Source organism: Enterobacteriaceae endosymbiont of Macroplea appendiculata (assembly GCF_012571605.1).
In the GTDB taxonomy this organism is placed as follows: Bacteria; Pseudomonadota; Gammaproteobacteria; order Enterobacterales; family Enterobacteriaceae.
The window spans coordinates 393,060-416,196 of sequence record NZ_CP046220.1 but is presented as its reverse complement, the minus strand read 5'-3'; the positions used below and the strand labels follow the sequence as shown (position 1 = coordinate 416,196).

Below are 23,137 nucleotides of genomic sequence, written 5' to 3'. Positions count from 1 at the left end.
AATCAATGACTGTTATTTATAACATATAACAGTCAAAATTATTTATAATTTAAAATTTTGGAAATCTTTAATTTTTACAGTAGCATCAATTTGTCCTGTTAAATATGAGCTAACTTCTACTTCCTGAGGAGCCATTTGTACATTATCTGATATTAACCATGAATTAATCCATGGAATAGGATTTTTTGATATATTAAACGGTGTTCCTAATCCAATATTTTTCATTCTAATATTAGTAATATATTCAATATATTGACATAATATATTTTTATTTAATCCAATTATTGAATGATCTTGAAATAAATATTGTGCCCATTCTTGTTCTTGTTTTACGGCATTTAAAAATAAATGATAACATTGTTTTTGGCATTTTTTTGTGATATGTATCATGTCTTTATCTTCTAAACCTTTATGCATAATATTTAAAATATATTGCGTTCCTAATAAATGTAAATATTCATCACGTGCAATTAATCGAATAATTTTAGCATTACCTTCCATTAATTTTTGTTCGGCAAAAGCAAAAGAACATGCAAAACTAACATAAAATCTAATTGCTTCTAAAATATTAATATTCATTAAACATAAATATAATTTTTTTTTTAAATGATATAAATCTATAATAATTTTTTTATTGTTTATATAATGCACACCTTCTCCTAACATATGCCAATAATAAGTTGAATTTATTAATTCATCATAATATTTAATTATATCTTGTGCGCGTAAGATAATATTTTTATTTGTTATAATATCATCAAATATTAATGATGGTTCATTAATAATATTTCTAATAATATGTGTGTAAGATCTAGAATGTATAGTTTCAAAAAATGACCATGTTTCTATCCATGTTTCTAATTCAGGTATAGAAACCAAAGGCAATAATGCTATATTAGGACTTCTACCTTGTATGGAATCTAATAATGTTTGATATTTTAAATTACTAATAAATATATGTTTTTCATGTGAAGGTAAATTAGAATAATGTATCTTATCATAAGAAATATCTATTTCTTCAGGTCTCCAAAAAAAACTTAATTGTTTTTCAATTAATTTTTCAAAAATATAATGTTTTTGTTGATCATAACGTGCTATATTTACTGTTTGTCCAAAAAACATAGGTTCGTTTAATTGATTATTTTTTTTATTAGAAAAAGTGGTATAGCTCATAATTATATCCAAAAAGGTTTAATAGTAAAATATTTCTTTATATTACATAATACATGTATCATTAATACAATGATGATTATTTTCTAATATAATATCTTTATTTTGTACATCTTTTGCCCCATCTCTAGTATTTTGATAATATAAAGTTTTTATACCTAATTTATAAGCTATTAATATGTCTTTTAAAAGTTGTTGCATAGTAATTTTATTATTTTTAAAACGTTTAGGATCATAATTTAAATTAGTTGAAATAGATTGATCAATAAACTTTTGCATTAAACTAATAAGATTTAGATATCCATAATTATTAGGCATATCCCAAATTAATTCATATTTATTTTTTAATAAATGATATTCAGGGACTACTTGTTTGTAAGTACCATGTTTTGATGTCTTAATACTAATTAAACCTCTAGGAGGCTCAATACCGTTAGTTGCATTAGATATTTGCGAGGAAGTTTCAGATGGCATTAATGCAGTTAATGTGGAATTACGTAAACCATATTTAATAATTTTTTTTCTTAATTTTTCCCATGGATAATGCAATGGTTCTGAATGTAATTCATCCACATCTTTCTTATAAGTATCAATAGGTAATATTCCATTATAATAATTAGTTTCTTTAAATAATGGACATGCCCCTTCTTCTTTAGCTAAATGATTAGATGCACATAATAGATAATATTGTATTGCTTCAAAAGTTTTATGAGTTAAATTATTAGCGCTATTATCAGAATAACGAACATTATTTTTAGCTAAATAATATGCAAAATTAATTACTCCAATACCTAAAGATCTACGTCCTAAAGCTGATTTTTCTGTTGCTTTTATCAAATATTCTTGATAATCAAGTAAATTATTTAAAGCTCTTACTAATAAATCAGATAAATATTTTAATTCTTTTAGTTGTTTTATCATTCCTAAATTAAATGCAGCTAATGTACATATACCAATTTCACCATTAGGATCATTAATATCATTTAGTGTTGTTGTAGGTAAAGTTACTTCTAAACATAAATTAGATTGTTTGATTGGAGCTATTGTAGCATTAAATGCAGAATGATAATTACAATGATCTACATTTTGTATGTAAATTCTTCCAGTATAAGTTCTTTCACGCATCATTAAAGAAAATAAATTAGTTGCATTAACACTTTTTTTTCTAATATTATTATTATTTTCATAAAAATGATATAAAAATGAAAATTTTTCTTGATCTGTAAAAAAAGCTTCATATAATCCAGGTACATCTGAAGGACTAAATAATGTAATATCAATACCGTTAATTAAACGTTGATATAATAGTTTATTAATTTGCACACCATAATCAAGATGTCTAATTCTATTATCTTCTATACCTTTGTTATTTTTTAAAACTAGTAAATTATTAATTTCATAATGCCATAATGGATAAAATAATGTTCCCGCTCCTCCTCTAACCCCACCTTGTGAACAGGATTTAATAGCAGTTTGAAAATGTTTATAAAATGGGATACATCCAGTATGAAAAGCTTCACCATTTCTAATGGGACTACCGACAGCACGAATACGACCAGCATTAATACCAATACCTGCTTTTTGTGAAACATATTTTAAAATAGTGCTTGTAGTAGCATTAATAGAATCAATACTATCACCACATTCAATTAAAATACAAGAACTAAATTGTTTAGTTAATGTGCGTACACCAGACATAATGGGAGTAGGTAAAGAAATTTTAAATGTTGAAATAGCATGATAAAAATTTTTTATATATTCCATTCTTATATTAGTATGATATTCAGCAAATAAACATGCAGAAATTAATATATAAAGAAATTGTGCACTCTCATATATTTTTCCTGTAATTCTATTTTGTACTAAATATTTACTTTCTAATTGTTTTACTGCTACATATGTAAATAACATATCACGATCATGTTGGATAATATTATCATCCATATATTGAAATTCTTTTTTAGAAAAATATTTTAATAACATAGGATCATATTTATGTAAATCAACCATATATTTAACATGTTGATATAATTTAGGAGGTAAAAATTTTCCATATGCTTTTTTCCTTAAATTGAAAATATTTAATCTTGCAGCCATATATTGAAAATCAGGATTTTTTTCTGTAATAAAATCTGCTGTAATTTTTATTAAAGTTTCTTGTATAATTGTACTATGCATATTATTATAAAAATGTAAAAAAAATTGTTTTTTAATTTTATCTATAGATATGTTTGTTAAACCTACCATGGCACGAGATAATGTTATATATATTTTATTCCAATTAAAAATTTCTGGACGATTATTTTTTTTAATTACATATATCTTATTATGCATATGAAATACCTATATCAAATTTATTAAAATAATATTTTTGTTATATAAAACATGAAAAATTTTTATTAACAAAAATATATTTTTGTTATGTATATACTATACTCAAAAATTATAGTCACTAATTTTGTTACATTACATATATAATTTACTAATTAAGTACTAATATAATTAGTAATAGTAATACAGTTATATTCTTCGTAATAAAGAAATAGTAATTTATCAAAAATATTACTATAAAAAAATATTAAATAATAAGTTATTTAATAAATATATTTTTATTAATTAAAATTTAAATAGTATTTAAAAAATAAATATTGTTTATAACATATTAAATAAAATTTTATTTATATGTAAAAAATATTTTATTTTTATAAATAAAATAAATAATATGCTAAAAATGTTTTGTATTATGATCTTTTATGTAACTATGTACTGAAATTATTATTTTAAATAAGTTATAACATGATTATTAATGAACTCGTACATAATTTGTAAAAATTATTTAAGTTATAATTTAAGTTTGTAAATAATTTACAAACTTATTTTTTTATGTAAAATAAATATAAAAATATTATTGTTTGCAAGATATTTTTTTAAACAATTGATATTTAATATCAACACATAAAAATTCTTTATTTTTTAGGATATATATTTATTATTTTTTAATAAATATATTAATAATATTGAAATATCAGCAGAAGATACACCAGCAATTCTAGAAGCTTGTCCTATCGTATAAGGTCTATATGTATTAAGTTTTTCAATTGCTTCATTACATAAACCATTTATATGATTATAATTTATATTAGTAGGTATTAATGTATGTTCATGTTTTTTTTGTTTTTGTATATGTTCTTGTTGTCTTTTAATATAACCTTTATATTTTATTTCTGTTTCAATATATTTTATAATGTCTGTATTTAATAAATGTGATTGTAAAATATTTAATTGAATTAAATCATGATAATGAATTTCCGGCCTTTTTAATAAATCTATACAATTTATATTTTTATATAAATTATGTTGTAGTAGTAAATTTAATTTTTTTGTTATATTAATATCTTTATAAGAAATATAAGTATTTTTTAAAATTTGTTTTTCTTTTTCTATTTGTTCTAATTTATTATTAAAATTTTCCCAACGTATATTATCTACTAAACCTAATTTATAACCTATTTCTGTTAATCTTATATCTGCATTATCCTCTCTTAAAATTAATCTATGTTCTGCTCTTGAAGTAAACATACGATATGGTTCTGATACACCTAAAGTACATAAATCATCTATTAATACACCTATATATGCTTGATGTCTGAGAGGATACCAATATTCTTGATTATTATTAAATAATGCAGCATTTATTCCTGCTAATAATCCTTGAGATGCCGCTTCTTCATATCCTGTAGTACCATTAATTTGTCCTGCTAAAAATAATCCTTTGATATATTTACTTTCCATAGTAGGTTTTAATCCTCGCGGATCATAAAAATCATATTCTACAGCATATCCTGGACGTGTAATATATGCATTTTCTAAACCATTTATAGAATTAATAATAAGTAATTGTATTTTTAAAGGCAAACTAGTAGATAACCCATTAGGATATATTTCATTACTATGTAATCCTTCTGGTTCTAAAAAAATTTGATGCTGTTGTTTATCGGGAAACTTAATAATTTTATCTTCAAGAGAAGGACAATATCTTGGCCCTTGACTATTAATAATCCCATTATACATAGGACTATGAATAATATTATCAGCAATAATTTTATGTGTTTGTTGATTAGTATATGTGATGTAGCATGGTAATTGTTTTAGAAATGAATTTTTATTTTTTAAAAATGAAAAATATGGTAAAGGTGTATCACTTTTTTGTATATCCATATGGGTAAAATCTATATTTTTTGTACTAATACGTGGTGGTGTTCCTGTTTTTAATCTGTTTTTTTTCAAAGGTAATGTATTTAAGAAATCTGCTAATTTAGTAGAAGAATGATCATTCATCCTCCCTCCTTGAAAAGTATGATATAAACCTATATATATTTTGCCATTTAAAAAAGTACCATTAGTTAAAATTATTGCATTAGCATAAATATAATCATTATTATTAAGAATAATACCTTGTGCTTTATAATTTTTAATAATTATATTTTTTACTTCTTGCTGTATTATAAATAATAATTCTTGTTGTTCTAAATGATACTTAATAGTACGACGATATAATTCACGATCAGCTTGTACACGAGTTGCTTGAACAGCAGGACCTTTACTTTTATTTAATATTTTAAAATTAATACCTGCATCATCAATTGTTATACCCATAATTCCATTTAGTGCATCTATCTCTTTTACTAAATGTCCTTTACCAATACCACCAATAGCAGGATTACAAGACATGTATCCTATAGTATCTATATTTTGTGTTACTAGTAGTGTTTTTTGTTTCATCTGTGTACTAGCCATAGCAGCCTCAGCGCCTGCATGTCCCCCACCTATAACTATTACATCAAAACTTTTATAATTAGACATAAATTAATGTTCCATATATGTATTTTATAACGTATATTAAATGGGATCTACATCAATAATTATTTTAATAAAATTAAAATATTTTATTTTTTGAGTTACAAGTAAAATATTTTGCTTAATTTTTTTTAATTGTGTTTTACTTGTGTGTTGTAAAATTATTTTTTTGCAAAATATTTTTTTATAATTTTTTTGTATATTAATAGGTCCAATAATTAAAAAATTTTTATCATTTTTAGTAAAACATACAAAATTTTTTATTAATGTTAAGATATAATTTGATAAAATATTTTTTTTACATGTTTCAAAAATAATAATAATTTGATAACTATACGGTGGTAATAACATAGTCTTTCTTTCTTGTAAAAGCATTTTTGTTAAATAAAAATATTTATTTTTATTCAGCATAATATAAAAAAAGATATGATGATAATAATTTGTTTGTAAAATAATAGTTTTATTAATATTTTTAATAAAATGATTATTTAAAATATTAAATAAATATTGAAAAAAATATTCTGTAGTACGAAAATGATTAGAAAAAAAAATATAATCAGTCTGTAAAAATAATAATAATGTATTATTTGTAAAATAAAAATATCGTTTATATAATATTTTAGACGTGATAATAATCATAGGTTTATTGTAAATAACTAATGTATCCTGTTTAATTAAATTGTATTCAGTAATACATAATACATATGTTTTAGGGAATATACTTTTTAAAAATTCAGTAATTTGTTCTATACCGGAACCTATGGGAACTAAATAATATGATGTGTGACAATAAGGGCATATATTAAACATTTTAATAGTATATTTACAAATTTTACAATATAATTGATATTTTTTTTTATAAAAAATATAATTATTACAGCATATTGTACATTTAATAGTTTGTTTGCATATATTACATAATACTGTTTGTGCATATCCTTGATGAGTACAATATAATATAATTTGTTCTCTTTTTTGAATATGCATGTATATAATATTTAATAATTTTTTAGAAATACCATGTTTTACAATTGTATTTTCAAGATTAATAATATTAACTAAAAAATTATCATAAATATTATTAATTTTATATAAAACTTTATATTTGCCATTATTTATATTATATATAGTTTCTAAACAGAATGTTTTAGAACATAAACAAATGGGAATATTTTCTATTCTGGCTCTGAATATTGCTATATGTTTAAAATTATATTTACAATTATACATTTGTTTATAAGTATATTCATGTTCTTCTGTAAGAATTATTAATCCTAATTGATAAAATTTTATAAAAATAGATGATGGAGTAGCTATTATAATTGCTTTATTACCCTGTTTAATATTATATAATATGTTTTTTTTTTGTTTAGTAGGTAATGTTGAATAAAATAAACATACATTTACATTAAATATTTTCATAAAATATTTATATATATTAAAAATATAGTTTTTTTTCGGTACAATAACTAATATTTGTTTTTTATATAATAAAATATTTTTAATATATGACATATATAATATTATTTCATTAAAATATAGTAAACTACTATTTAATGTCCATATATTGAAAGTATAACTTTTTGTATAATGTACATATTTTTTATTTTGTTCTTTAAATATATTATTTTTTTGTATATAATGTAAATGTATATTGGTTTTCTGTAAAAAACACCATCCTTTTTTTTCTAAAGCAAACATAATACGATTATTTAATCCATAATATATACTTTGATTATAAAATATATGTTGTTTTTGTAATAAAATAAGTACAAATTTTTGTTTATTATTTTTTAATGATTGTATTAATTCAGGAGTTACGATTTTATGGTTTAATAACCATACATTATTATCAGCAATATTATTATCTACATTAGTAACTGTTAAATAATTTAATATTTTAAATAAAATTTTACCAAAAGAATATTGATAATATAAAGAAATTTGTTTTGCTAATTTCCAAATATTTTTATTAAATAATGATTTTTTATCTATAACTTGATCAATATATTTTAATTTATTTATATCAAAATTAGTTTTATTATCATTATATATTACTATTCCTATATATTTTTTATTTTTGATAGGTACTATTACTCTACAACCAATATTTACTATAACACTATCAGTTAACAAATAATGATATGGTTTATATAATTTAACACTATTAAAAACTACTTGAATAATTTTCATGATCTTATCATTTTATTTTAAAATATGCTTGTAATCTAAATAATATTTTTGTATATATAGTATATTTATATATTAAAAACTTAACATGAAACAAAATATTCATCCTCAATATCATGATATTATTGCACAATGTTCTTGTAGTAATATTATTCATACTAAATCAACTCTAAATAAAAAATTACATTTAGATGTTTGTAATATGTGTCATCCATTTTATACAGGAAAACAAAAAATTATTGACATTAAGGGACGAGTCGAACTTTTTAAGAAAAGATTTAAGAATCTTCAATTTTAAAAAATATAAATATATATAATTTCTATTATGTATTAATTATTTATTATTAACATCATCAATAATGTTATTACGCAAAAGTAATAACATTATTGATGAAAAAACAAATTATTTTACTACTTACTAATAAACTTAAATATAAAAATAATTTTTATCTAATTTTAGTCTCTTTATATATAACATGTTTTCTTATTTTAGGATCAAATTTCTTTATATTAATTTTTTTTAAATAATTTTTTTTATTTTTTGTTATTGTATAAAAATGTCCTGTACCTGCAGTAGAAGATAATTTAATAATAATTCTAGAACGTTTTGACATAAATTAAGATTTTCATCCTTAATATGGTATATATCATAATCTATATACCTAATATAGACTCAATACCTTTTTTATTAATAAGTCGTAATCCTTTAGCAGAAATACGTAATTTGATAAATTTATTATATTTTTGTACCCAAAATCTATGATAGTGTAAATTAGGGAAAAATTTTCTTTTAGTTGCATTCATAGCATGAGAACGATTATGTCCTTTCATAGTTTTTTTCCCTGTTATAAAACATATTTTAGACATACACTATTCCTTTATTAAATATTTTATAATGAAATTTATTTTAATAAACAAATATATTACGATATATTAGATAAAATTTATATTATTTTTTTTGTACTATACTGACCATGGCAGGTCTTAATAATCTACCATGTAACATATATCCTTTTTGCATAATTTCTATAACATAATTTTCTTGTATATTATTAGAATGTATAATTGACATTGCTTGATGTTTTAATGGATCAAATGGTACATTAGTTTCATTAATAATTGTTATTCCAAACTTACTAATCGTTTTTATAAATAATTTTAATGTTAAAGTTATACCTTCAATAATTTTAGATGAACAATTATTTTTTTCTAAAATAATAGCTCTTTCTAAGGTATCTATAATGGGTAATAATTCTACCATTATTTTTTCTAATGAAAATTTATATGTTTTTTCCATATCTAAAATAGATCTTTTTTTTATATTATCTATTTCTGCTTGCGACCTTAATTTATTAAGAATAATTTTTTTTTCTAATTCTTGTATTTGATTTTGTAAAAATAATATTTTGAATTGATCTTGTTCATGTTGATTTTTCAAGTCTTGTTGTGTTTCATCATTATGATGAGTAGATGATGTTATTGCTGGATCTTGTGTTTCATCATTATGATGAGTAGATGATGTTATTGCTGGATCTTGTGTTTCATCATTATTTATATTATTTTTGTTACATATTGATGATATAGAATTTTCTAAAATGGTATTATTTAAATTAATATCTTTCATATTATACTCCAAAAATATTTACTAAATAGTAATATTACTATAACTATTTTATAGTTATATAAAAATATTTTTATTATATTTATAATTACTAATTATAATTACTTTAACTTTGTAATAATATTATTATTTATAATACTAATAATATATATTATAATGTACAATATTAGTTTATATAAGTCATATTATTAATATGAATAAAAAAAAAATTATTATTTTAAATAAAAAAATTTATCATAATTTTTTTATTCAAAAAAATATAGAAACCGGTATTATTTTACAAGGATGGGAAGTAAAATCTTTACGTGCATGTCAAATTACTATTAATAATAGTTATGTAAATATTATTAATAATAAAATTTATTTAATTAATACATATATTACTCCTTTAATCACAAGTTGTAATCATAATCAATATACTATTAATCGCAAAAGAGAATTATTATTACACACCAAAGAAATAGAACTAATAAAAAATTATATTAATAAACAACATTTAACTGTTGTATTAATTAGTTTATATTGGTATAGATCTTTTTGTAAAACTAATATAGCTCTTGCTAAAGGGAAAAATAAAATTGATAAAAGAAATTTACTGAAATATAAAGAATGGAATATAAATAAATTACGTATACAAAAAAAATATATACAATAATCAAGATGTATTATATAATAATCATTGGGGCTGATTAATGGATTCGACAAAATTATAAAGCTTGTAGAGCATGTCAAGGGATACAGTAGGCCTTGTAAAAAAACTGTATAATTATAAATGCAAAAAATAATAACTACGCTTTAGCAGCTTAAAAACTGTAAAAGTCCTATAATTTATTACTGGCTCTTCGGAATAAATATATGGGTCATATCATCAAAGAGATCGTATATAGTATGTCTAGAATTATATATTAAAAATATAGACTAAGATATTATATAACTTTGTTCATCAGTGTATAATATTGAATATAATGATGAAACTAAACATGTAGTTTCGAAAAGTGTAATATTTTTGGACGGGGGTTCGAATCCCCCCAGCTCCATAATATGAATGTTATCTTATAAGTTAAATTGTAAATTAAATAATGTTTTTGTATGTTTTTAGTACTTTTTTTCTTAATCTAATAGATAAAGGTGTAATTTCTATTAATTCATCATCATTAATAAAATCTATAGCAAATTCCATAGATATTTGTTTATTAGGTATTAGTGGAATTTTGTTATCTTTTCCTGCAGCTCGCATATTAGTTAATTTTTTATTATTTGAACAATTAATAATTAAATCATTAATCTTGCTATGCATGCCAACAATTTGTCCTTCATATATTTTATCACCTGGTTTAATAAATAAAATTCCTCTAGCTTGTAAACGAGATAATGCAAAAGCAGTAGCATATCCTGTACAATAGGAAATAAGTACTCCATAATTTCTTTTATTATTAAAATTATCCTTTTTATTATCATAATGACTAAAAGAAGAATTCATAATTCCAGTACCAGAAGTTATATTGTAAAACTCTGTTCTAAATCCAATTAAAGCTCTACTTGATATAATGCTTTCAATTATTATTCTATTATTTGTTTTTTTTAAAGTAATATTATTAATAATGGCGCCTTTTAAGCCAATAAAAGCAATTATTTTACCTTTTATATTTTTTGGGATATCTATAATTAATAATTCAAATGGTTCTAAGATTTTACCATTTTTAATGTGTTCGATAATTTGTGGTTTGGACACTAATAATTCATAACCTTCTCTACGAATATTTTCTATAAGAATTAATAATTGTAATATACCTCTTGATGATATCTTTATAATATTATTTTGTTCTGTAGTTTGTATTTTTAATGCTATATTATATAAACATTCTTGATATATTCTTTTAAATAATTTTATAGAGGTTATATACTTACCTTCTGTCCCTGCTAAAGGTGAATTATTAGTATGAAAATACATATTAATTTTTGGTCTATCAATTGTTAATAAAGGTAATGATTCATGATAATTTTTATCACATATTGTATCAAAAATATTAATGTTTTCTAAACCTAATCCAGAAATTCCAATAATATTTCCTGCAGACATGTGATTAAAATAATATTGTTTTAAGCCTATATTTTGTGTTATAGATAATATTTTGATTATTTTTTTTTGTTTTTGTTCTCTTATGACAGAAAAAAAATCATTAATTTTTATGGTACCTCGTTTAATTAAACCAATACAAATATTACCTAAATACTGATCACGTATTATTTGTGAAATCTGCATTTGTAATGGACCATGTATATGAACTTTCGGTACAGGTGTATATTTAATAATTGTTTCATATAATGCATTCATATTATTTTTAATATTATGCAAATTGTATCCTGACATACCTTTTATAGCAGATGTATAAATAATAGGGAAATCTAACTGTTGTTCAGTAACATCTAAAGTAATAAATAGATCAAATATTTGTTCTAGCACCCATTTAGATCTATGTATATTTCTATCAATTTTATTTATAATTATAATAGGTTGTAATTTATATTCTAGAGCTTTTTTAGTTACAAATGTAGTTTGTGGCATAGGTCCTTCTACAGCATCAACTACTAATAAAAATGCATCGACCATAGATAAAATACGTTCTACTTCAGAACTTAAATCAGCATGTCCTGGTGTATCAATGATATTAATAGTATAATTATGCCATAATATGGCAGTTTGTTTAGAAACAATAGTTATTCCTTTTTCTTGTTCTAAAACATTTGTATCCATTTTACGTGTTTTATTAGTTGTAAATATGGATTTATGTATATGATCTGAATCAGATTCTTCTAATAATTTATCAATTAATGTAGTTTTACCGTGATCTACATGTGCTAATATAGCTATATTACGTATTTTCTCCATATTATAATCTCAATAAATAAAATAATATATTATTTCTAATATAAATAAAATGTTTGTTTATATTATATATTTTTTTAGGATATGACATGATTCTTATTTTTTAAAACATATATGAGAATTAATTTAATACTCATTAAATGATTATACTTCTTTTGTAAAATAAAAAAATTAATAATTAGTTATTAAAAATAATGTTTATTTATATATAAAAATAAATAATATAATTATGTATTTTGTTAATTTTTTAAGAGATAATTTGTAATTTAAAATACTATAATAAAATAAATTTATAATAATTTTTATATTACAATATATTATATGGATACATTCATATTATGAATGTCTTTAAAATTTCATATTAATCTTATGGATAATAGCCTTGTAAATTAATATTAGTATTAATAGTTGTTAATTTATGATATAAAAATACTTCTTTTTGATACATTATTAATTTTAATTTGAGATTTTGCATTTTTGTATTATTCATATAATTGGGATTATATATTTTACTATAAATATATTTAATACTACCGAAATTATTTAATAATAATTGGCTTGTTTTTATACCTATTCCTGGTATACCAGGAATATTATCAGTTTTATCACCGCATAAAGCTAAAAAATCACTCATTAATTTAGGATAAACACCATATTTTTGATATATTTCTTTTGGTCCTAAAATATTATATTTAATAGGATTTATTAAATATACTGTGTTAGATACTAATTGCGCTAAATCTTTATCAGAACTAAAAATATAAACAACATATTTTTTTTTTGTTAATATTGTTGTAATAGTTCCAATAATATCATCTGCTTCAATATTATTAATGGATATTACTTTATATCCCATGGCTTTAATAATATCTTTTAAAGGTGTAATTTGCATGCGTAAATTATAAGGTATTTTTTGACGTTGTATTTTATATTTGGTAAATATTTTTTTTCTAAATGTTATACCTGGTGCATCAAAAATAACTATTATGTCATTAGTTGAGTACATATGAATAATTTTTTTAAAAATTTTAATAAATCCACATGTAGCACCAGTCGCTTTACCTTTATTATTAAATAATAAAGGTAAAGCGTAATAAGCACGATATAAAACTAAAGTTCCATCTATAATTATTTTTTTTTTTAACATATAAAATAATTTTATAGTTAAATCATCATTTAAAAATGTTTTAGTATTTTAAAAATTAAGGTTAAAAACTATACTCGTTTTACCATTTTTACAATATTATTTAAACATATTTTATTTTTTGTACAATGATCTAATATATTACTAATATCCACTACTTTATTTTTAACAATTAATGAAGGTAAATTATTAATGTCATAATTTTGGAGTATATTATTTTGTTGTACAAATAAATTTTTTACAAGTGTATTATCCCAAGTTGCTTCATAAATATCTTCATCAATACCAGCATATTTAATAAAAACTTTTTTCATGGTTTCATAATCATGAATAGTATGTGTTTTATGTATGCCTTCAAATATAGGTTTCATAACTTTTTGTTCTACACCTAATACTTGTGCCATAATCCAGTTATAACCTGCTATTAAGCTTAATTCTGAATCAACTAAATTAATGTGATATTGTATAATTTTGTATTTGTTATTTAATACATTATTATGTTGATTCATAAGAAAAAAACGATAACAACGAGGACATAAAAAAGAAAAATATTCTATTATTTCTGTTTTTTGTATAGTTTTAGCTTTCTTTAGATATAATTTTTTAGCATGTTTTTTTAATGGTATAGTATGAGTATATTTTGTAGTATTATGTCTATGTTGTATGTGTGCAGCTTGTACTACATTAGGAATAATCATAGCAACAATCATATTTAATAAGAGTATATATTTTTTTATATTCATGATATGTATACTTTCATAAGTTAACTTTTATAAGTTATTGTTAATATTAATTTTCGTTTAAAAAAACATTATTTAATTGTTCATACAATTAAAATTAATATGTAAGAATATTAGAATATTCTATTCTTGTTTAGTAATATCCATTAGATATAGTAAATTATATTATATTTAATAACTATTAATATTATCAAGTTTTTTGTAAAATATGTAAAATATTTTTTATATCTTGCGGTAAATCGCTTTTTATATTTATTTTAAAATTATAAATAGGATGATAAAATTCTAAATAAGATGCATGTAAAGCTTGACGTTGTAAAATAGATTGTATAAATGTATTTTTTTTATGATGTTGTTTATATAGAGGATCTCCAATAATACTATGTTTTATATATGATAAATGTACACGAATTTGGTGTGTTCTACCAGTATATAATTGTACTTTTAAATAAGTAAAATTTGGTAGACACTGTTGTACAAAAATTTTTGTAATAGCTTGTATTCCTTGAGGATGTACAAACATTTTTATTTTTTTATTTATATATTTTTTCTTAATAGGAAAATTAATTATTTGATTAGTATGTATATTATTATAAACAATAGCTTCATATATTCTAATGATTCTATGGTTTTTTAATAATTGTTTAAGTAAATAATATGTCATTAAATTCTTTGCTATTATCATTAAACCAGTTGTGTCTTTATCTAATCTATGTATAATACCAGCTCGTGGTACATCTCTTAAAAAACTATATTTATACAATAAAGCATTAAATACTGTATTTTCTAAATTATTATTACCAGGATGTACTACACAATTAGAATTTTTATTAATAACTAACAAATAACGGTCTTCATAAACAATATTTAATGATATTGGTTGGGCTTTCCATATAGTATTATATGTTTTAACATAAGCATCAATATCAATAATATCACCATGAATAATTTTTTTTTAGGTACATTTACAATATAGTGATTTACCTTTACATAATTATTTAATATCCAATGTTTAATTTGTGATCTAGAAAAACGTTGTATTTTTTGGGCAATAAAAACATCTATTCTTGTAATAATATCATTTTTATTTACAACAATGTGTTCCCGTATAATATTCATATTCATATTTTATCATGATACATAATATATCATATGTGTATTTATTAATTAAGTAAAAAAAAATATTAATAAAAATATTATATTTAACTAATGTAATTTACAAGAACTTTTAATTTTAAGTTCTTTTTTTTTATATATTTAGATAAAACTTAACATAAAAGATTATGTTAAGTTTTTTAAAAAATATTCGATAATTTTACATCATATTCTTATAAATATAAATTATACATGAAATATTTTATAAGCTTTTACAATATACTGTTGTATTATTCTAAATATATTAGGTGTATATTTTTTTTTTTTTGTAGTTAATTGTAATAATAAATCATGATAATTTTTAATATATTTTTGAAAAATATTAGTATGATGAGCAGAATATTTTATTAAATCATTAAATATTTTTCTATCTCTTAAAAAAATCTTTTTAAAAAAAGAAAACTCTGTAACATATGTTAATTTAAGTATATTTTGTGAAAAATTATATTTTTTGTATTTCAAAATAAAATTATTAATACTAATAACATTAAAATATTTTATAGATTGTAATTGCAAAATATACATGTCGATATCATGATATTTAACATTTATTAATTGGCAACCACTAAGTTTAATTTGTTCTAAAAACCAAGAATACACTGTAGAAAAACGTCCATGAGTATAAATTAAATATTGTTTTGTTAAAATAGTAACATTAGTATGTAAAATAGGATATAAACCTAATACAGGACCATAATGTTTTTTAGTAATTTTTTCTATTGAAAAAGTTTTTACAGGAGATAAATCTACAATTATACATTTATGAGATAATTTTGGTAAGTATTTTAATACTAGATTTAATGATGTGATAGAGATATTTAAAATAATCATTTCAATATCTATAAAATAATCATAAAAATTATTTTTTTTCCAAAAATATTCATCTAATATTTTAATATTATAACTTGCAGATTTTAATATATTTTTTAATATATGTCCTGTATGAAATACTTTACCAATTATAAGTATTGTTTTACAATTTATATTTAATTTTTTAAAACCTATAATATTTTCATATAAATAAGACTCATAAATTATGTTTTGTAATATTTTTTTAATAAAATTTTGTGATAGTTGTAAATTTTTTGCTATTTTCTTTTTTTTATGTATTAAACTTGCTTCTCTTACTGGATAATATATGGGCAAACCATATTTTTTTTTAATTACACCTACTTGTTTAACTATATCAAAACGTTGTACCAAAATATTTAGTAATTTATTATCTAAAACATCTATTTTTTTACGTAATATTTTTAATTGTGTATTTACAATATTATGATTATTTATATCTTTTGTAATCATATTAGATTATCTTTTTATAATAGAAAACGTAAAGGTATTTGCTTTAATGCATATGCAATTTTATTACAAATGTTTTCTGTTGTTTTTAAATTAATACATCCATCAGTTATTGAAATACCATATTTTATTTTATTATATGAGTTTATTATTTGATTACCTTCATTTATATAACTTTCTAACATTAATCCAAATATAGATGTATTACCATTTTTTATCTGTGAGATAATAGAATCTACTACAATTTCTTGTTTTTTATAATCTTTACCAGAATTACCATGACTACAATCTATCATAATTTTAGGTTTTAATCCCATTAATACTAATTGTTGTTCACATTGTTTGACATCATTACTATAATAGTTAGGTTTCACACCACCACGTAAAATAATATGACAATGTTTATTACCAGTAGTTTTTTTTATACAAACATGACCATTTTGATTAATAGTAATAAAATTATGTTCTTTTCCAGATGATTTAATAGAATTAATGGCACTTATAATACTACCATCGGTATTATTTTTAAAACCTGTAGGTATATTTAATGACGATATAATCTCTCTGTGTATTTGTGATTCTGTGGTACGTGCACCAATAGCACACCAACTGATTAAATCACTTAAATAATGTGTAATATTTGGATCTAATACTTCCGTTGCAATAGCAATATTGTTATATGCTAATTTTAATAATAATTTTCTAGCTAAATATAATCCATGATTTATATCATATGTTTTATTAATATATGGATCATTAATTAAACCTTTCCAACCTGTAATAGTACGTGGTTTTTCAAAATATACACGCATAACAATATATATTGTATCATTATGTTTTGACATAATCTCTTTTAGAGAGAGAGCATATGTAATAGTTTCTTCAATATTATGTATTGAACAAGGACCACACACAATTAATATTTTCGGAATTTTCCCAATTATAATATTATTGATAGTTTGACGTGAATAAAAAATATCTCTTGAGATTTTTGATGTTAAAGGTAATTCTAATTTTAGTTCTTTAGGAGTAATTACATATTTTTCATTATTAATATTATTTTTTTTAACCATAAAAATAACCTTATAAATATTAAAAGCATAAAAAATAAAAATTTTATATATTATATAAATATTTAAGCAGATTTTAAGAATAAAACAATAAAAAATATTTATATTTTTTTTTAAATAAAAAAATTAATATATTAATTATAAATAAAATTAATAGAATTAAATGTATGAATAAAAATAATAGCAATATAAAAAAAACTATACCATTACATAAATTTGCAGAATATGCTTACTTAAATTATTCTATATATGTTATTTCGGATAGAGCTTTACCACATATTGGTGATGGATTAAAACCAGTACAAAGAAGAGTAATTTACGCAATGTCTGAATTAGGTTTAAAATCTATAGCAAAATTTAAAAAATCGGCACGAACTATTGGAGATGTAATAGGTAAATATCACCCACATGGTGATGTTGCTTGTTATGAGGCAATGGTGTTAATGGCACAACCGTTTTCTTATAGATATCCATTAATAGAAGGTCAAGGTAATTGGGGTTCTCCTGATGATCCTAAATCTTTTGCTGCAATGCGTTATACAGAATCACGTTTATCACAATATTCTAATATCCTATTACAGGAAATAAACCAAGGTACTGTAGATTATATTGCTAACTTTGATGGCACATTACTAGAACCAAAAATATTACCAGCTTGTTTGCCTAATATTATATTAAATGGCGCAACAGGTATTGCTGTAGGAATGGCTACTGATATACCTCCCCACAATATTAAAGAGGTAACTGATGCTATAATAAAATTAATCGATAATCCTAAAACAACTTTACATGATATTTTAGAAATTATTCAAGGACCTGATTTTCCAACTGGTAGTGACATTATTACTCCTAAAAAAGATCTCTTGAAAATCTATGAACATGGCCGTGGTTCAATACGATTAAGAGCAGTATGGCATATTAAAGATCGTAATATTATTATTACATCATTACCACATCAAGTTTCTGGTATACGTATTCTTGAACAAATAAATTTACATATTAGTAATAAAAAATTACCTATGATTGAAGAAATCAGAGATGAATCTGATTATGAGAATCCTACTCGGATTGTTATCCTTATACGTAATAATTTTGATCACTTAAACTTAAAAGATATTATGTTGCATTTATTTTTTCTTACTGACTTAGAAAAAAGTTATCGTATTAATTTGAATATGATTGGTTTAAATAATAAACCTGCAGTAAAAAACTTATTAGAGATCTTATCTGAATGGATTATATTTAGATGTTCAATTATTAAAAAAAGATTAAATTTTTTTTTGAAAAAAATAACAGACAAATTACATATAATACAAGGATTATTAATTATATATACTAACTTAACAGAATTTATTCAAATTATACGTTTTCATCATCAACCACAAAATATTATTAAAAAAAAATTTAATCTTACAGATATACAAACTGAAACAATTTTAAATTTTAAATTACGTTCTATTTCTTTTTTAGAAGAAGAAAAATTACTTTATGAACAAAAACAATTAAAACTTAAATATAAAAATATACATGATATACTAATTTCAAAAAATAAATTTAATATTTTATTAAAAAAAGAAATATTAATTTCTGCTACTAATTATAGTAATAAACGTCGTTCCTTATTAAAAGAACAACAAGAAGCTAAATTATTAAATGAAAATATATTAGTTACAGGAGAACCTGTTACAATAATTTTATCTAAAATGGGTTGGATTAGATGTGCAAAAGGTCATACTATTGATCCTAATAACTTACATTATAAATCTGGAGATTCTTTTTTTATATCAGTAAAAGGGAAAAATAATCAATTTGTTGTGATAATTGATTCTAAAGGCCGCAGTTATAGTATTGATTCAATTTCATTGCCACCAGCTAGAAGTCAAGGAGAACCTTTAAATAGTAAAATTCATATACCTGAAGATGCTGTAATAAAGTATTTAATTATGACATCATCTAAAAAACAAATTTTATTATCTTCTAGTACTGGTTATGGATTTATTTGTAAATTTACTGATTTTATTGCTGGCAATCGTAATGGTAAATTATTAATGACATTAACAAAAAATACTGCAATATTAACACCTATTATTTTACAACAACAAAATAATTATGTTCTAGTTATATCTTCTTTCGGATATTTTTTATTATTATCTATTAAAGATATTCCTATTATTCCTAAAGGGAAAGGTAGCAAGTTAATATTATTAAATAATATCAAATTAAAAAATAATATGGAAACATTAAAATGGGTTTTTATTATTTATCCACAATCTATTATAACTATACATACAGAAGATAATAAACAATTTGATTTAAATATTCATAAATTAAAAAAATTTATTGGTAAAAAAGGACAAAAAGGTTTTATATATCAAAATGATATCAAAATTAGTAAAATTACCTCAAAACATTAAAAATATGCCTATTATAATTTAGATATATATCATATAAATTATTCTTTATACATTAAAACTAATATAATGGAAAATTGATTATATAATAAGTTAATTTTTCATAAATTTATGTAACATAAATATAGGATGGAATATAATGAAATGCGTGTATTGAAATTTGGCGGGACATCATTAGAAAATGCAAAAAAAATTTTGTTAGTTAAAAATATTATTCTTACAAAATTACAAAATAATAAATTAGCTGTTGTATTATCTGCACCAGCTAATATCACAAATAATTTATCAAAATTAATAGATATTGCTATTATAAATCAACCTTTACAAGATAAATTTCTTATGATGCAAAATTTTCTTTTAAATATCGTAAAAGATCTAAAAGAAAATATAAATACTTTAGATATTAAAAATATTCTTGATAAAATTAATAAAATTTTTTCACAATTAGAATATTTATTCCATTATATTTCTATATCAAAACATTGTTCTAATAAAATACATGCTAAAATTTTATCTCAAGGTGAACAATTTTCTATTATTATTATGGAAGCACTATTAATAGGGTCCTGTAATAAAGTATATGTTTTATCCCCTAAAAAATTTTTATTAGCTGAAAGTAATAATTATTTAGACTCTACAGTAGATTTAATAACCTCTATGAGGAATATTAAAAAAATTAATTTTACACATTTTAATATTATATTAATGGCAGGTTTTTCTGCAATTAATAAAAAAAATGAAATAGTTTTGTTAGGTCGAAATGGTTCTGATTATTCTGCAGCTGCTTTATCAGCATGTTTACATGCTAAATATTGTGAAATATGGACAGATGTAGATGGTATCTATACAGCGGATCCAAATATAGTATCTAACGCTATTTTATTAAAACATTTATCATACTTAGAAACTATTGCTTTATCTTATTTAGGCGCAAAAGTTTTACATCATAAAACTATTTTACCTTTATTAATTAATAATATTCCTTGTGTCGTAAAAAATATAATGTGTCCACAAAAACAGGGTACGATTATTAATCATCATGCAACTGATAATACTCCTAAAGGTGTTACTAAAATAGAAAATATAGTCATGATAAGTATTATTATTAATAAACAAAATGATATTAGTATTTTAATTAAAAATATTCATAGTATTCTACTATCATCTAATATAACCATATTTTTTATTACACAAACATACAATCCTAATATTATTAATTTATGTTTATTAAATAAAGATTATATTATATTACAAAAACAATTATATTTTACATTAAAAACTGAAATAAATACCAATACTATTAGAATAAATATTCTAACAAAATTATCTATTATTTCTTTAATAGGTTTAAATATAAATAAAAATATAAATATATTAAATAATTTTCTATCTGTTTTTAAAATAACTAAAAAAAATATTTTAATGATATCACATAATCACGTACAACATGTTATTTCGGTTGTTATACAAAGTATGGATGATACATATATTTTAAATATGGCACATCAAATTTTATTTAAGAAAGAAAAAATATTAAACGTATTTATCATAGGAACTGGCAATATCGGCAAAGCTTTATTAAAGCAAATTCATCATATACAACAAAAAAAAAATAATAATTTAATAAATATTAGAATATGTGGTATTTTAAATACGAAACATACTTTTATAAATTGCCAAGGTATTGACTTAGATAATTGGGAAGATTACATACAATATGAACCTAAGTATACGATAAAACATTTTTTATCTCGTATGCAAAATAATATATTGGCTAATCCTGTTATTATAGATTGTACTTCTTCGCGTTCTATTGTTAAGTATTATACAAAATTTTTTCGTTGTGGTTTACATATAGTTACAACAAATAAAATTGCTAATACAGAAACATTAGAATTTTATAAGAAAATACGTAATACTGCATACATACAAAAAAAAAAATTTCTTTATGAAACAAATGTAGGAGCAGGTTTACCAATTATTAAAACATTACAAGATTTATTACATACTGGTGATAAAATAATAAAATTTTATGGCATTTTATCAGGTTCATTATCTTTTATTTTTGGAAAACTAGAAGAAAATATGACTTTATCACAAGCAGTGAGTTTAGCCCAAAATATGGGTTTTACTGAACCTAATCCATATATTGATTTATCTGGTATAGATGTTGCAAGAAAATTATTAATATTAGCAAGAGAATTAGGTTTAAACTTAGAATTACAAGATATACATACAGAACCTGTTATTAATTTTGATAAAATACAAAGTAATATAACTAAATTATCATTAGTAAAAAATTTATCAGAAATAGATTATATTTTTATAAATAAAGTTAAAGAAGCCCAAAAACAAAATAAAGTATTACGATATATAGGTAGTATTAATTCTAAAGGATTATGTAGTGTAAAAACTATTGCAATAGATATAACACATCCTCTATATAATATTAAAAATGGAGAAAATGCTTTTATTTTTTATACTAATTATTATCAACCATTACCTTTAGTATTAAAGGGCTATGGTGCGGGTAATAATGTTACTGCAGCAGGTATTTTAACAGATCTATTACGTATTAATATTTTATAAATAA

Annotated in this window: 18 protein-coding genes and 1 other RNA gene; 5 read left to right on the top strand and 14 right to left on the bottom strand. The window is 21.1% G+C overall.

Translation table 11 applies throughout. The features are described from left to right. Positions 1-42 precede the first annotated feature (42 nt). The 4 genes from nrdB to priA all read right to left on the bottom strand — a co-directional run bounded on the left by nrdB (position 43) and on the right by priA (position 8,220). Positions 43-1,173: a class Ia ribonucleoside-diphosphate reductase subunit beta gene (gene nrdB / locus GJT86_RS02025; RefSeq protein ID WP_168920606.1), complete on the bottom strand. Its 1,131-nt coding sequence runs from the start codon at positions 1,171-1,173 to the stop codon at positions 43-45. Between the two features lie 42 nt (positions 1,174-1,215). After that, a complete protein-coding gene (gene nrdA, locus GJT86_RS02020) occupies positions 1,216-3,504 on the bottom strand; it encodes a class 1a ribonucleoside-diphosphate reductase subunit alpha (protein WP_168920605.1) in 2,289 nt (762 codons plus the stop codon). Positions 3,505-4,143: 639 nt separating this feature from the next. Further along, positions 4,144-6,033 carry a tRNA uridine-5-carboxymethylaminomethyl(34) synthesis enzyme MnmG gene (gene mnmG / locus GJT86_RS02015; RefSeq protein ID WP_168920604.1) on the bottom strand — a complete coding sequence of 630 codons (1,890 nt, stop codon included), beginning with the start codon at positions 6,031-6,033 and terminating at the stop codon, positions 4,144-4,146. A gap of 36 nt (positions 6,034-6,069) precedes the next feature. Then, complete coding sequence (gene priA / locus GJT86_RS02010) at positions 6,070-8,220, bottom strand: replication restart helicase PriA (RefSeq protein ID WP_168920603.1); 2,151 nt, start codon at positions 8,218-8,220, stop codon at positions 6,070-6,072. A gap of 85 nt (positions 8,221-8,305) precedes the next feature. Here priA and rpmE point away from each other — a divergent pair, with 85 nt between their 5' ends. Further along, positions 8,306-8,515, top strand: coding sequence for a 50S ribosomal protein L31 (rpmE, locus tag GJT86_RS02005; RefSeq protein ID WP_168920602.1), 210 nt, complete (start codon positions 8,306-8,308; stop codon positions 8,513-8,515). A 148-nt stretch (positions 8,516-8,663) separates the two neighbouring features. Here the strand turns inward: rpmE and rpmG are convergent, their stop codons facing one another. The 3 genes from rpmG to grpE form a co-directional block, all read right to left on the bottom strand. Beyond that, positions 8,664-8,831, bottom strand: a complete 168-nt coding sequence (gene rpmG / locus GJT86_RS02000; RefSeq protein WP_168920601.1) for a 50S ribosomal protein L33 — start codon at positions 8,829-8,831, stop codon at positions 8,664-8,666. Positions 8,832-8,871: 40 nt separating this feature from the next. Beyond that, on the bottom strand, positions 8,872-9,084 hold the full coding sequence (gene rpmB, locus GJT86_RS01995) for a 50S ribosomal protein L28 (protein ID WP_168920600.1): 213 nt from the start codon (positions 9,082-9,084) through the stop codon (positions 8,872-8,874). 82 nt (positions 9,085-9,166) lie between these two features. Then, positions 9,167-9,841: a nucleotide exchange factor GrpE gene (gene grpE / locus GJT86_RS01990; protein WP_168920599.1), complete on the bottom strand. Its 675-nt coding sequence runs from the start codon at positions 9,839-9,841 to the stop codon at positions 9,167-9,169. Positions 9,842-10,031: 190 nt separating this feature from the next. On the opposite strand from grpE, the gene smpB reads away from it, so the two are divergent. After that, positions 10,032-10,493: an SsrA-binding protein SmpB gene (gene smpB, locus GJT86_RS01985; protein WP_168920598.1), complete on the top strand. Its 462-nt coding sequence runs from the start codon at positions 10,032-10,034 to the stop codon at positions 10,491-10,493. Positions 10,494-10,519: 26 nt separating this feature from the next. Next, positions 10,520-10,878, top strand: a transfer-messenger RNA (tmRNA) gene (gene ssrA / locus GJT86_RS01980). A gap of 32 nt (positions 10,879-10,910) precedes the next feature. Here the strand turns inward: ssrA and GJT86_RS01975 are convergent. The 7 genes from GJT86_RS01975 to GJT86_RS01945 form a co-directional block, all read right to left on the bottom strand. Next, complete coding sequence (locus GJT86_RS01975) at positions 10,911-12,728, bottom strand: GTP-binding protein (protein WP_168920597.1); 1,818 nt, start codon at positions 12,726-12,728, stop codon at positions 10,911-10,913. A 364-nt stretch (positions 12,729-13,092) separates the two neighbouring features. Further along, the gene (locus GJT86_RS01970; RefSeq protein WP_168920596.1) at positions 13,093-13,872 is read right to left on the bottom strand and encodes a 5'-3' exonuclease; all 780 of its coding nucleotides are present in this window, start codon (positions 13,870-13,872) and stop codon (positions 13,093-13,095) included. Between the two features lie 68 nt (positions 13,873-13,940). Then, a complete protein-coding gene (locus tag GJT86_RS01965; protein WP_168920595.1) occupies positions 13,941-14,612 on the bottom strand; it encodes a DsbA family protein in 672 nt (223 codons plus the stop codon). Between the two features lie 187 nt (positions 14,613-14,799). After that, positions 14,800-15,504 (bottom strand): RluA family pseudouridine synthase, encoded by a 705-nt coding sequence (locus GJT86_RS01960; RefSeq protein WP_246209062.1) that lies wholly within the window; start codon positions 15,502-15,504, stop codon positions 14,800-14,802. After that, positions 15,477-15,728 (bottom strand): hypothetical protein, encoded by a 252-nt coding sequence (locus GJT86_RS01955; protein ID WP_168920594.1) that lies wholly within the window; start codon positions 15,726-15,728, stop codon positions 15,477-15,479. The genes GJT86_RS01960 and GJT86_RS01955 overlap by 28 nt, the downstream gene beginning before the upstream one ends. 222 nt (positions 15,729-15,950) lie before the next feature. Further along, positions 15,951-17,066, bottom strand: a complete 1,116-nt coding sequence (locus GJT86_RS01950) for a chorismate mutase (RefSeq protein ID WP_168920593.1) — start codon at positions 17,064-17,066, stop codon at positions 15,951-15,953. Between the two features lie 14 nt (positions 17,067-17,080). Beyond that, positions 17,081-18,136, bottom strand: coding sequence for a 3-deoxy-7-phosphoheptulonate synthase (locus GJT86_RS01945; protein WP_168920592.1), 1,056 nt, complete (start codon positions 18,134-18,136; stop codon positions 17,081-17,083). 164 nt (positions 18,137-18,300) lie between these two features. On the opposite strand from GJT86_RS01945, the gene parC reads away from it, so the two are divergent. Continuing rightward, the gene (gene parC / locus GJT86_RS01940) at positions 18,301-20,547 is read left to right on the top strand and encodes a DNA topoisomerase IV subunit A (protein ID WP_168920591.1); all 2,247 of its coding nucleotides are present in this window, start codon (positions 18,301-18,303) and stop codon (positions 20,545-20,547) included. 126 nt (positions 20,548-20,673) lie between these two features. Further along, on the top strand, positions 20,674-23,133 hold the full coding sequence (gene thrA / locus GJT86_RS01935; RefSeq protein ID WP_168920590.1) for a bifunctional aspartate kinase/homoserine dehydrogenase I: 2,460 nt from the start codon (positions 20,674-20,676) through the stop codon (positions 23,131-23,133). Positions 23,134-23,137 lie beyond the last annotated feature (4 nt).

Excerpts from the sequence above, each read along its gene's own strand:
- parC (WP_168920591.1), top strand. The coding sequence starts at position 18,301 with ATGAATAAAAATAATAGCAATATAAAAAAAACTATACCATTACATAAA.
- nrdA (WP_168920605.1), bottom strand. The coding sequence starts at position 3,504 with ATGCATAATAAGATATATGTAATTAAAAAAAATAATCGTCCAGAAATT.
- rpmB (WP_168920600.1), bottom strand. The coding sequence starts at position 9,084 with ATGTCTAAAATATGTTTTATAACAGGGAAAAAAACTATGAAAGGACAT.
- GJT86_RS01975 (WP_168920597.1), bottom strand. The coding sequence starts at position 12,728 with ATGGAGAAAATACGTAATATAGCTATATTAGCACATGTAGATCACGGT.
- rpmG (WP_168920601.1), bottom strand. The coding sequence starts at position 8,831 with ATGTCAAAACGTTCTAGAATTATTATTAAATTATCTTCTACTGCAGGT.
- GJT86_RS01965 (WP_168920595.1), bottom strand. The coding sequence starts at position 14,612 with ATGAATATAAAAAAATATATACTCTTATTAAATATGATTGTTGCTATG.
- nrdB (WP_168920606.1), bottom strand. The coding sequence starts at position 1,173 with ATGAGCTATACCACTTTTTCTAATAAAAAAAATAATCAATTAAACGAA.
- GJT86_RS01950 (WP_168920593.1), bottom strand. The coding sequence starts at position 17,066 with ATGATTACAAAAGATATAAATAATCATAATATTGTAAATACACAATTA.
- mnmG (WP_168920604.1), bottom strand. The coding sequence starts at position 6,033 with ATGTCTAATTATAAAAGTTTTGATGTAATAGTTATAGGTGGGGGACAT.
- thrA (WP_168920590.1), top strand. The coding sequence starts at position 20,674 with ATGGAATATAATGAAATGCGTGTATTGAAATTTGGCGGGACATCATTA.
- GJT86_RS01970 (WP_168920596.1), bottom strand. The coding sequence starts at position 13,872 with ATGTTAAAAAAAAAAATAATTATAGATGGAACTTTAGTTTTATATCGT.
- priA (WP_168920603.1), bottom strand. The coding sequence starts at position 8,220 with ATGAAAATTATTCAAGTAGTTTTTAATAGTGTTAAATTATATAAACCA.
- smpB (WP_168920598.1), top strand. The coding sequence starts at position 10,032 with ATGAATAAAAAAAAAATTATTATTTTAAATAAAAAAATTTATCATAAT.
- grpE (WP_168920599.1), bottom strand. The coding sequence starts at position 9,841 with ATGAAAGATATTAATTTAAATAATACCATTTTAGAAAATTCTATATCA.
- GJT86_RS01955 (WP_168920594.1), bottom strand. The coding sequence starts at position 15,728 with ATGAATATTATACGGGAACACATTGTTGTAAATAAAAATGATATTATT.
- GJT86_RS01945 (WP_168920592.1), bottom strand. The coding sequence starts at position 18,136 with ATGGTTAAAAAAAATAATATTAATAATGAAAAATATGTAATTACTCCT.
- rpmE (WP_168920602.1), top strand. The coding sequence starts at position 8,306 with ATGAAACAAAATATTCATCCTCAATATCATGATATTATTGCACAATGT.